The organism is Zooshikella sp. RANM57 (assembly GCF_050749885.1).
Lineage (GTDB): Bacteria > Pseudomonadota > Gammaproteobacteria > Pseudomonadales > Zooshikellaceae > Zooshikella.
Genome location: NZ_JBOIUB010000019.1, coordinates 45,591 through 56,764 on the forward strand (window position 1 = coordinate 45,591; position 11,174 = coordinate 56,764).

The 11,174-nt window shown below is 37.6% G+C and carries 8 protein-coding genes; 5 read left to right on the top strand and 3 right to left on the bottom strand.

The window, feature by feature from the left end:
* Positions 1–28: 28 nt before the first annotated feature.
* Together ACQ96U_RS24635 and ACQ96U_RS24640 are read right to left on the bottom strand one after the other, a co-directional pair.
* Positions 29–499: a hypothetical protein gene (locus ACQ96U_RS24635; protein WP_431723933.1), complete on the bottom strand. Its 471-nt coding sequence runs from the start codon at positions 497–499 to the stop codon at positions 29–31.
* A gap of 36 nt (positions 500–535) precedes the next feature.
* Positions 536–823, bottom strand: a complete 288-nt coding sequence (locus ACQ96U_RS24640; RefSeq protein ID WP_431723934.1) for a coiled coil domain-containing protein — start codon at positions 821–823, stop codon at positions 536–538.
* Positions 824–1,401: 578 nt separating this feature from the next.
* Between ACQ96U_RS24640 and ACQ96U_RS24645 the strand changes: the two genes are divergently transcribed.
* From ACQ96U_RS24645 to ACQ96U_RS24665, 5 genes are all read left to right on the top strand, one after another.
* A complete protein-coding gene (locus ACQ96U_RS24645) occupies positions 1,402–2,430 on the top strand; it encodes a hypothetical protein (protein WP_431723935.1) in 1,029 nt (342 codons plus the stop codon).
* 53 nt (positions 2,431–2,483) lie between these two features.
* Positions 2,484–2,654, top strand: a complete 171-nt coding sequence (locus tag ACQ96U_RS24650; protein ID WP_431723936.1) for a hypothetical protein — start codon at positions 2,484–2,486, stop codon at positions 2,652–2,654.
* 560 nt (positions 2,655–3,214) lie between these two features.
* Entirely contained in the window at positions 3,215–4,246 is a 1,032-nt protein-coding gene (locus ACQ96U_RS24655; RefSeq protein WP_431723937.1) for a hypothetical protein, read from the top strand.
* A 53-nt stretch (positions 4,247–4,299) separates the two neighbouring features.
* Positions 4,300–9,144 carry an OmpA family protein gene (locus tag ACQ96U_RS24660; RefSeq protein WP_431723938.1) on the top strand — a complete coding sequence of 1,615 codons (4,845 nt, stop codon included), beginning with the start codon at positions 4,300–4,302 and terminating at the stop codon, positions 9,142–9,144.
* A gap of 203 nt (positions 9,145–9,347) precedes the next feature.
* Positions 9,348–9,758 carry a VOC family protein gene (locus tag ACQ96U_RS24665; RefSeq protein ID WP_431723939.1) on the top strand — a complete coding sequence of 137 codons (411 nt, stop codon included), beginning with the start codon at positions 9,348–9,350 and terminating at the stop codon, positions 9,756–9,758.
* Between the two features lie 133 nt (positions 9,759–9,891).
* Here the strand turns inward: ACQ96U_RS24665 and ACQ96U_RS24670 are convergent, their stop codons facing one another.
* A complete protein-coding gene (locus ACQ96U_RS24670; protein WP_431723940.1) occupies positions 9,892–10,842 on the bottom strand; it encodes a hypothetical protein in 951 nt (316 codons plus the stop codon).
* Positions 10,843–11,174 lie beyond the last annotated feature (332 nt).

Sequence of the window (11,174 nt, forward strand, 5' to 3'; positions counted from 1 at the left end):
TTTTCCACTTAACTAAGCAACAGAAGACTTATTTTTCATCACTGTCCTTAAATTCACTTTTAGCTTTTTCCCAGGCCTGCTGAAAGGATGAAAATGCATTCGAAAATCCCTGTCTCATATCATCCCACGCATCAGCGGTACTATTTTTCATCCCTCCATACCATTCAGCCAGCTCGTTACGCTGTTTATGTAACTCATTGAGTGCTGCACGTGTTTTTGTTCGCGTAGCCTCACTCATTTGATCCCAGTTTTTATCAATATCTTCTTGCATTGCATGAATACGCATATCGACCTTATCTAAAGCAGAAGATACTTTTTCCATAGCCTGATCCCGCTTTTCCACTGAGTAATTTTTGACAGCGTGAAGCGCTTCTTGAGACTCTTGCTTTACCTCTTCAATTGATGTTGTACTTTCATCTTCTTGAGCCATACCAAACATACTAAATAGTACTGCCCATGACAGTATGAAAGCTGTATAAGTAGCCTTAAAAACAGTCATGACTAACACCTCAATATATACTATGGATTAGACAACTTACTTAAAACGAGACGCAGCAGATTTCACCGCCTCACTCAACGAGTCCCAGGCTAACTCAATGCCCGCTTTTAAATCTTCCCAGGCATCATCACTTGCTGCTTTTAATTCTTGTAGTTTAGCATGAGCCTCTTGACGTTTCTGTCGTATATGCTCAAGCTGCTCGTGATATTCGTGGCGAGTATCTTCTTTAACATGCCCTGCTTTGGATTTGAGTCTATCTATTTCCTCATTCCAATGATCAAGTTGTTCTTGTAGCTTTTTTTCGTATGTATCTTTCATGCTCATGATGAGATCCCCATAATAATTTAGTCACAACGTAACCTTAACAATACACCTCTTACGTTACATCTACTCTGCATCAATTATTATCTTATCATGACAAAACATTCGACCAAGTCGGTACCCATTAATTCCTGCGCTATAGAATGAATAACTAAATCCTGTAGTCTTTTGGCCTCATACTACACATTAAAATTTAAATTTATAAATCAAAAAGAAAACATACTTTTATAATCAAAATAATTCTACAGCACATTTATTCCGCCCGTGCAAAATGGTCATCATTGATCTCTGGCATTCATGATCCGTCCCTCGCATCAGCGCCATAAATAACCTACCTCACTGTCTTTAACCATCAAGCTTTTTAACAACACTTTCACCCTTTTAAAAGCGTGAAATAAACTAAGTCAACAATCCGCTACATAATATTACAATTCAACTACCTAAGCATAAATCAAAAACAAAAAACACACAGTGTATTGCTTTAATCTTCTCAGAGTCACATTACATTGAGGCACAGTTATAAATCCTAAACGACTGTTTTTGTTACCATTTAGAGAGATTAATTTTGGGGAAGCGACTTTATGCAAAAATCCATTTTTATTGCCCTATTCAGCCTTGTGTTGATAGCCGGTTGTGAACAAAGTAACGATCAACAACCTGGACAAACCAAAGATACAGTAAAGTCTGAACCTACCTCTGCTCAAGCACAACCAAAAGCTCCTGAGTTAAAGGTCATAAAGGAAGATATCAGCGATAGCAGCCTTTACAAAGAGCCTCGTATTCAGTTTATATGGGATGCTCCTCCTAACCGAGAAGACGGTAAAGATGAAGTCTGGAGCATGAGTTTAAATGGTGATGAGCTTCGCCAAGTGGCCAGTCATGAAGAGCTTATATGTGATGAAGATGGTAGAACGGGTCAAAATGGCACGACTGTCGTTCCCTCACCCAACAACCGTTATTTAGCTTATGCCTGGTCTCCTTTTGGGCCAAAATACTTACGTTGTATATTAGACTTAAAAACACGCAAAACGATTGTCGTTGCAGATAGTGTAGGCATACCCTCGTTTAATTGGAGTCAAGACAGTCGCTTCCTCTACTTCCTTGATGGGCGCGCAGTAAAAAAATACGACCTTAAAACGAATAAACTCAGTGATTATCCTCATCGTTTTGGTACGCCAATGTACTTATATGAAAATGATACAAAGGTATTTGCCAGAGATAATCAATCACTAAAAATTTATGACTTTAAGTCAGGAAAAGTTTTAAAGGAGTGGGATGCAGGTCAAGGACTATCGCATACTTTTTTTCAAGGCAGTCCCTCTAATCAAAAGTTTACGTATATCTCATTCAAAGATTCAAATAAAATGGGTATATACACATTCAAAAACCCATTAGAACCCATTTATCAGTTCCGGCTGCCAAGTATAACTCTCATCGGTCCAAAAGGTAAATTTCTTTATATGTACAATATTTCTAAGGGCTTGAGTTGGATGGATAAAATTCATATTGAAACAGATAAAGTCATTAAACTACCGTTCTTACCAAAACCAGGAAAAAAAAGGTATAGGATATTCAATCTAACTATTTACAACAATAAAAGATCAATTTAAAACGCATTCAAGTTAAATAAATTTCAAGTGTTTTTTTACAAAGGGGTAGTGAGTTGGCAGGATTTAAACAAATTAGTAAAGATAGAGTTTATTTATTTTCTATCCCTGTTGATAGCCAAGGAATACCATCAGGTGAAGCATCGCTTCTTCCCAATGTATTAATCGCAAAGAAATCAAAAGTAGTAAAATCATTCGCTATGTATGAGCACGGACAAGATAAATAATATGAAACCATTTGCAGCATGGATGCTGCAATTGAGCCTCCAGGGATGGATTCACGGCGCGTTGAATATTATTTATGTTGTTTCGTGCAGTTAAGTTAGGGCAATGCCATCACTCACAAAAATAGCTATATGTAATACTTCATTTGAAGCCATTAATGCAAGTCGCTACACAACAAACAAGGCCTGTCATTGATTGGTCCAATTCAGTGTATCAACAGTAAGGTAGCTCATTTATTCCACCCGTGCCAAAAGGCCATCCTTGGCCTCTGGCACTCATGATGCGTCCCTCGCATCAGCTCCATAAACAACCTACCTTACTGTCATTCACCATCGTGCTTCCTGACAATACCTTCTACCTTTTGTGTATGTGTGTGTGAAACAAGCCAACAATCAGTTACATAACATTACAGTTTGACTATCTGAGCATAAATCAAAAACAAAATACACACAGAGCATTGCTTTATTCCACTTAGAGTCATATTACATTGAGGCACAGTTAAAAATCCTAAACGACTGTTTTTGCTATCATTTAGAGAGACTAATCCAGGGGAAGCGACTTTATGCCAAGATCCATTTTTATTGCCCTATTCAGCCTTGTGTTGATAACCGGTTGTGAACAAAATAACGATCAACAACCTGGACAAACCAAGGATACAGTAAAATCTGATCCTACCTCTGCTCAAGCACAACCAAAAGCTCCTGAGTTAAAGGTCATTAAGGAAGATATCAACGATAGCAGTCTTTACAAAGAACCTCGTATCCAGTTTGCGTGGAGTCATCCTCCTCATAGAGAAGATGGAAAAGAAGAAGTATGGAGTATGAGTCTAAATGCAGATGAACTACGTCAAGTTGCAACGTTTGAAGAGCTTAGTGTAGGAGGTAATGGGCAACTAGGTTCACCTTCTACAACAATTGTTCGCTCACCTAATAATCGTTATTTGGCCTATACATGGTTTGTTGCGACAAAAGGAAAATATTGGCGTTGTATTTTTGACTTAAAAACAAGAAAACAAACAGTAATAGCAGATGGCGTTGGTATTCCATCCTTTAACTGGAGTAAAGATAATAACAATCTTTACTTCATGGATGCCCAAACCGTTAAAAACTACGATCTTAAAACTAATAAACTCAGTGATTATCCCCATCATTTTGGTACGCCGATATACTTATATGAAAATGATACAAAGGTATTTGCCAGAGATAATCAATCCCTTAAAATATATGATTTCAAGTCAGGAAAAGTTTTAAAGGCCTGGGATACAGGTCAAGAACTATCACACACCTATTTTCAAGGAAGCCCATCAACAAAAAAGTTTACCTATCTCTCTTCTGACAACACAAGCAAAAAAGGTCTTTACTCCTTTAACAGTCCATTAAAACCAGTTTTTGAGTTCCAAAGGCCTAGTACTAGCCTTATTGGACCAACAGGAAAATTCATTTATTTATATAGAATTTCTCAAGGCATGCGCTGGATGGAAAAAATTAACATTGAAACAGATAAAACAATTAAGCTATCGTTTCTGCCAAAACCAGGAAAAAAAAGGTATAGGATTTTTAATCTCACCGTTTACAATAATAAAAAATCTATTTAAGCAACACTTAAGTAAAATTACATTTTAAGTTTTTTTCACCAAGGAGTAGTAAATTGGCAGGATTTAAACGAGTTCGTAAAGATAGAGCATATTTATTTTCTATTCCTGTTGATAGCCAAGGAGTACCATCAGGTGAGGCATCACTTATTCCCAATATATTAATCGCCAAAAAATCAAAAGTAGTAACGTCATCCACTAAGTATGATAAAGGTGTTTTGTATAAAGGCATCAATGAACCTTTATTACTACAAACAGATGATATAGGTGCCATTGTCAACATTGATACTAATTTTGAAAACAAAAGTTCAACAAAGAATTCTCCAGGGTGGGGACTCGGTGATCCTGTTAACCTGCACCTTAAAGAGGATGAGTTTTTTATACCTCCCTTATCTGCAGCAAGCTTTTTTTACAGTGCTCACTATGGAGGTGGAGTAGAAACGGACACCACGGATAGTAATGAAAGTTGGACCCAAATCATGGCAAATGCTTTTAACCAGCTAGAGGGAGGATTTGAAGCCAACACCACAAAATTAAAAGCAATAGAAATACCTGTATCAAAAAAAAGTAATGCTAAAGTCTGGATGCGTCAGCCAGATAAGGAAAAAATTGAAAATAAAAATGAGGACGAAATCAAATACCAAGAGTGGTATAACAGTTACAAAGATAAGACCGTTCGTGGTTACTTTATTCCTTTTTTTAAGACTATCATTGTTAGTTTCTCACACTCTGATTTTTTAGAGTCTGAAATTGAAGTACTCGACAAAACGACTAATAATACTATTATTTCAGCTAGGTTAGTACAATCTTTAACAATTGAAAACACCACAATTACAGCAGCCATTTTACCTTGCCCTACTAATTTTCAAAATGATTTTTATAGAATAAAGGTTTCCATTTCTGAATCTGCCATTGAGTATTTATCATCATTATCTACAAGCAAAAAAATAATTGATGATGGTTTTTATATACTAAAAGAAAAGATCCGTTTTGGGATCAAAAAGCCATCAGGAGAGTTTGAACTAATCAACGGCGACCCTTTCAGCCTTGAAGAGGCCATGGTAAAACAATTTCCCAATCTTTATGCGAGCTATATTCAAAGAGCTACCGATATGGGAGATATTCCAAAAACTCAAGTAGATGATCCACAATCAAGTCCAGAGGGACTTGAATCAGTTATTCATGGTTACAATGTATTAAAGACGTATACAGATATTGGTACAGAAATTCTTGGTGCTGATGGTCCTATGGCATGGGGTACGTTATTTTTGAGTAACTTAAAGCGAGTAAGTGATGATCCAGTTTTTCACTCTGCAATTGACCTCGCTTTTTCTGGCAAAGACCTTATAGAAAATGCTAAAAAGCTTACTAAGCCCATTAATTTAGCAGAGCAAACAAAATTCACCGATTACTTTACTCGCTCATGGTGGCTCAGTCATGAAGACTATGATAAGACCTTTGCTCATGCCGTTCGTATTCCTAAGCGATTTATGGCGCCAGCATTAAAGGCATTGACCATTGTTGATGCTGCCGTATCTACCTACTCGTTTTACAATGATGTCAAAGGGGTCAGTGACTCTTATCAAAAAGTAGATGATGCCACAAATGAAATGGGTGGTGCTGTTAAAGCCTATGATGAACATATTGCAGTACCCGTAGAAGAAACAGAAGACAAAGAAAAAATAGAAAATTACCAAAACAAGCTTAAAGAACTGGAACTGTCGGGTGATGATACCCAGGTAACTGAAGATGAAAAAAATGGTTCGCTTTATCTTCGGGTTACCTTTCCATTCGATAAAAGCTCAACAAACTTCGATGAAAGCTTACAGAAGCTAGCCGATGCGTTAAAATTTCTGCCTTATTTATCCATTACATTAGAAGGCCATGCCTGCCCTAAGGGAACAGAACGTTACAATGAAGTGTTGTCATTAGAACGCGCTAAAGCTGTTAAAAATAAACTATTGGCAATCGCTGATGATGTCACTGCAAACCGAATTAACGTTATCGGTAAAGGTGAAAGCGAACCTGTTAAAGATGCCAATGGCAAAGTTGAATTCGAAAAAAGCCGTCGTGTGGTCGCCGTTGTCCCTAAAAATCCTGTTAATTTCCTCTATCCACCCAGCCGAGAGGGAATTGATATGCTGGAAAAACACCGTAGCCGAGCCGTTGCAGCTCAAGCAGGCATTGATGATGCCCTGATTGCAGCAGCTGAATCCGCTTTTGATATGATCACGGGTGTGCTGTCATTTGTTCCTGTTGTTCAGGCATTTGCCATTGGCATTCGTACTGCCAAAGAAGCCGCTAAAGCATTGTTTTCAGTCATTGATGAAGTCAACAATATTGTTCATGGTCATGGCATCCAAGAAGCTAAAAAACTATTTAATAGTCACCAAGAACTAGACTATGTTAATGCGACATTAAGCTTAATGGATAATAGTAAACAAAATGAGTACTTCCAAAAGCTTTATCAACAATTCCATATCCGAGCAATGGCGATCAATGGCTTGGTGGGCTTAATTTTTAGAGCCAGCAGTCTAGCCAGCAAACATAAGTCACAAGGAGATGCCGCCTACCAGGCTGCCATTGATGATTTATTTATAAATGAATATATCGAAAATTATATTTTAAAGGATGGCTGGTATGCTGATTACAACCCCATTGTACCCATTGGGCTCGATGAATACTGGGTAACACGGGTTGAGTGGGCTGGCTTGATTGACCGAGTTTCTCTGGGACACTATAAAAAAGAAGAAACCATTCAAAAATGGACAACAGAAGACTTTAGTGAAGAAGAAAAAGACTTTGTCCGTGACACCATTGAAACAGGAAAAGGAATTTATGATGTCACTATACCCATAGCGCTTAATACCGATGCAAACTCTGACTCTGATACTATTCCTCTCCCTATGTTTTCCAAGTTGGTAAACTTAAAGAGTACACATATTATTCAAGGCGCTAGTTACATAGGTGCGCGTTATAATGCCCCTATTGATGAAACGATAAAAGCACAATTCCAAGAAATATTCCCTATTCATTATATTAGTAACAAAAGCCTCATTTCGTTAATGCGTGCTTTTAAAACAGATTATAACGCTGAGCTTGATTACGATAGCTATGAACACACATTAATCTATGCGCGAGCGCGTTTTTCCAAAAACAAAGATGATTGGCAACCTGTCAGCTCACATAAAACCATTACCCCCTATCACCAAATACGGATTATTGTCATATTAAAAGCTGAAGTAGGACAAAAATTTAAAGCGTGGGATGAACAAGGAATTACCTATATTATTCCAGCTGAGTTCCAGTGTATACGCTGTGATTTGAAAAACATGAATGGTCCAAAGCAAACCACTTGGATACGTAAACTCACCGCTAATGACTTATTACCACAAGATAAAACTGATGCCGTTAATCAAATGCTGAGTGATGGGACGCTTTATGGTGTTGTTTATCATCCTTCCTACCAATACGGCAGTCAAGTCATCTTTGGTACTAAGCCTATGGCATCTCAGTTTATTTCTGAACGTCGAAAAGGACTTTTTACGTACCTCGGTGCTTGGTTAATGCAATACTACTTTACTGTCACATTGGCCAATAATGGCAGTACGAATCGTCTCATTCGTGTCTCAGGTAATGAACACCAAAGTGAATATATGCACCTAATTGAACGAAATTATAATGCAGTCTTTGAGTTATCATTAGACCCTGAACGTGAATATCAACGACCTGACCCCAAAGATACCAGTAAAACCATTAAGGTCAAAGACGAACATTTACTGCTTGACCCTGCTTTCTTAGCGATTGCTGAAGAAGGCGTAAAATATCCCGAGTTATTTAACAATCCCAAAGTGCATATGCTGGTTAGATTGGATGGTATGAAAAAGTATATCTTCCCCGATCAGCACTATATCAATACACTTAATGATGAGCGCGTTCACTATTATAATCCTATCGGCGCCAACTATGGCCCTATGACTAAAATAAAGTATGATTGGAAAAAACCTCTGGAAATCGTGGTTTTGGTGGTGAGTGATGAAATAGAACAATCTACATTGGAATCTTACAAAAACCAAAACATTAACTGGAAAAATATCCCTGCCACACTGTCATTATCAGAGTTTACAGATAACACTGTGTCCTTATCAGATTTTACGGGTGGCTCTGATAAAGGGCCCAGTTTTAATGTTCAGCTTGAGTATATTGGCGATATTGTACGAGAAGGACGAGGTGAACAAACAATCAAGTGGGATTTAGTGGATAAAGAAAATGCCAGTTCACTGACTCAAGAATTATTAGACAGTTTATCCAGTAGTGAAGCCCTAACGTCTATCACAGATCTCACTGAAGATCCGATTAGCCGTAGCTGGGGATTAAATTTAATCGACCTTATTGCAGGAAATGATATTTATGCAGATAGACGAAAAAATATTTTTGCAGTAAGAATTATTCCGGAATACCACAATTTTACAGGTAAAGCAGTGAGAGCGCTCAGACCTTTTGGTATTACAGATAAACACTGGGACTATTCAAATGACCACTCTAAAGAAGGTAGACCAGGCGTAGGCCGGGGAAGCAGTACAATATTCTGGGGATTCAATGCCAAAATAACGACCAGCGGTGATAGTGGTTTAGACAATGAAGATATTGAAGGGTCATATGTACTGTCACTCCCAGATAAATTGTACGATTTTAAAAATACGCCGTGGACCGCCTATAAAAATATCAATGAGACTAAAGAGGCCGCCCAGTGGTTCAACAATAATAAAGGCGTAAAAACCTATAAACCTCTTGATGTTGCATTTTACTTAAGCTCAGAGCAAGAAAAGAAAGAGGCTATCAAAAAATGGATTACCGAAGATTGTAGTAAAATGGTTGTGTATCAAGAGTATTTTAACTAAATAGCATGTAAGACTCACTGTGGTTTAGCTCATACCACAGTGAGCATATTACATGTGATAGATTCTAGAAATTGACCGTAAAACGTATATACTCAAAGAATCAGTAGTGTATGTTTAAACATATACATATCAGTCACTGATAAATATACCCTTCTCTGTGGGTATATGTTTATTAAACATGACTTTTTCATGGAAGAAATATTATGCTAAACCTTATTCCCGACGAATATGCTTTTGTCGCAAAGATAGAAGTACGAGATATCAAGAAAAGTGTTGAGTGGTATAGTAATAAACTTGGCTTTAAAGTAGACCCTCGTTTTACAGAAAATCCTCGATGGCGCCAGTTGAATATGCCAGGTATTAAACGAACAGCTATAGGCTTATGGGAAAGCAAGAATCCAGCCACAAACGGTGGAGAAGTCAACACGATCGTTGTAAAAGATATTGAAAGCGCCCGTAAGGAGCTTCTTGCCAGAGATGTTGACGTCAGCCCAATTGAAGATGCTGGTCAGGGTGTTCAACTTGCCTATTTTAAAGACATTGATGGCAACCAACTTGGTTTAAGAGAAAATGCCTCTCATGAGCCACCACCAAACCAAGTAGGCGATATTTAACATATCACTGTTTCATAACAGAATGAGCCATTAACAGCTCAAGCCATTATGAAACAACAGCCTCATACTTAAGGTTTATTAAACCTAAGTATGAGGCCCTGCCAAACCTTATGTCTATCACAGAAACTTACGTTTAAAAATAGTCTTTTGCCAATGCCTGCCAACGTTGACTACCAATAATACCTTCAATTTGCTTTATAAAGGCATTACTAAGCTTATGTTGAGTGGTCTCAGTATTTAACAAGGGTATAAAGGTATCCAGTGTTTTTTGCTTGTCCTGTAAAGCCTTATCCAAAGCCTGCCAAAAAGCAGCGCCTTTTACATAAAATAACGGATAATAACTCATGTCATGTTGTTCTGCGACCTTCAGATTAGCTTCATACAAACCTGTTTTAACATGTGGGATTACATCTCGCTTCTGCTTCCACTCAGCCAGGGGATCATTCACTGTATAGAAAGTTAGTTGCATGGATTTATAAGCATAATATTCAGCCAAGCTTTCACTCATCCAAAGAGGAAAAGAATATTCCGTTATACTATGTACCGTTTCATGCGCTGAAACCTTGAGTAACATTGGAATTGATTGTTTGGTTAATTGTTGATTATCAACCAGGTAATTTGAAATATAGGCACTACTACCCGCTGCACCACCTAAGGATTTATGTTTCTTATCGATACCTACCCAGATCAATGACCAGTCGCGCATCTGCTTCATATGCTCTGGTTGTGAAAATACAGTCTGTATATAACTATACTGTTTCTGTAGTGATGCTTTGATTGTTTTTAGTTCATGAATCAACAATTCATTATCTGCAAAGACGGTTAGCTTCAGGTTATTAATATTAAGTTTTGTTGTGGACTTGCCCCAAGCTAATAATAAAGGAGGTTGGTCTGATTGTGGCAAAGGTTTACATAATGCAGTATTTTTTTTCTTTGTTGGTAAGGATTTATTATTCGCTATACATACTTTAGCATTTTCGATTCCCTTAAAGCGGTGAAAGTTGTCCCACTCAAAAAGTAGCCACCAATCTGAAGGTGAGTAAATACTTTGCTGAGAAGAAGCGTTATAATCAAAATCTGACAATACGGCTAATTCAGTATGCCATGTAATGCTTTGGCAAGAAACCTGTTGATTAAAATTAATTTTTACCGCTGTTTTTTCACCCGATTTATAGCATGTAATGTTCGTTTTATTCTGATTTTCATTTTGGTTTAGTGAGCGGGATGGCTCCAGAGAAAAATGCTCAAGCTTAGAGGTATCTACTTTAATATCAATCAGGTTAGGATTTTCAATACTGTGGACAGTTTTTGGCTGAGAATGGTAGGTTGTACCAAAGATAGAAACTGCGAGAATGCGGTTGTCAAAGTCGTATTGTCACAGGAATCTATCTTTGGAAAGCATAGTAAAAACTGTTT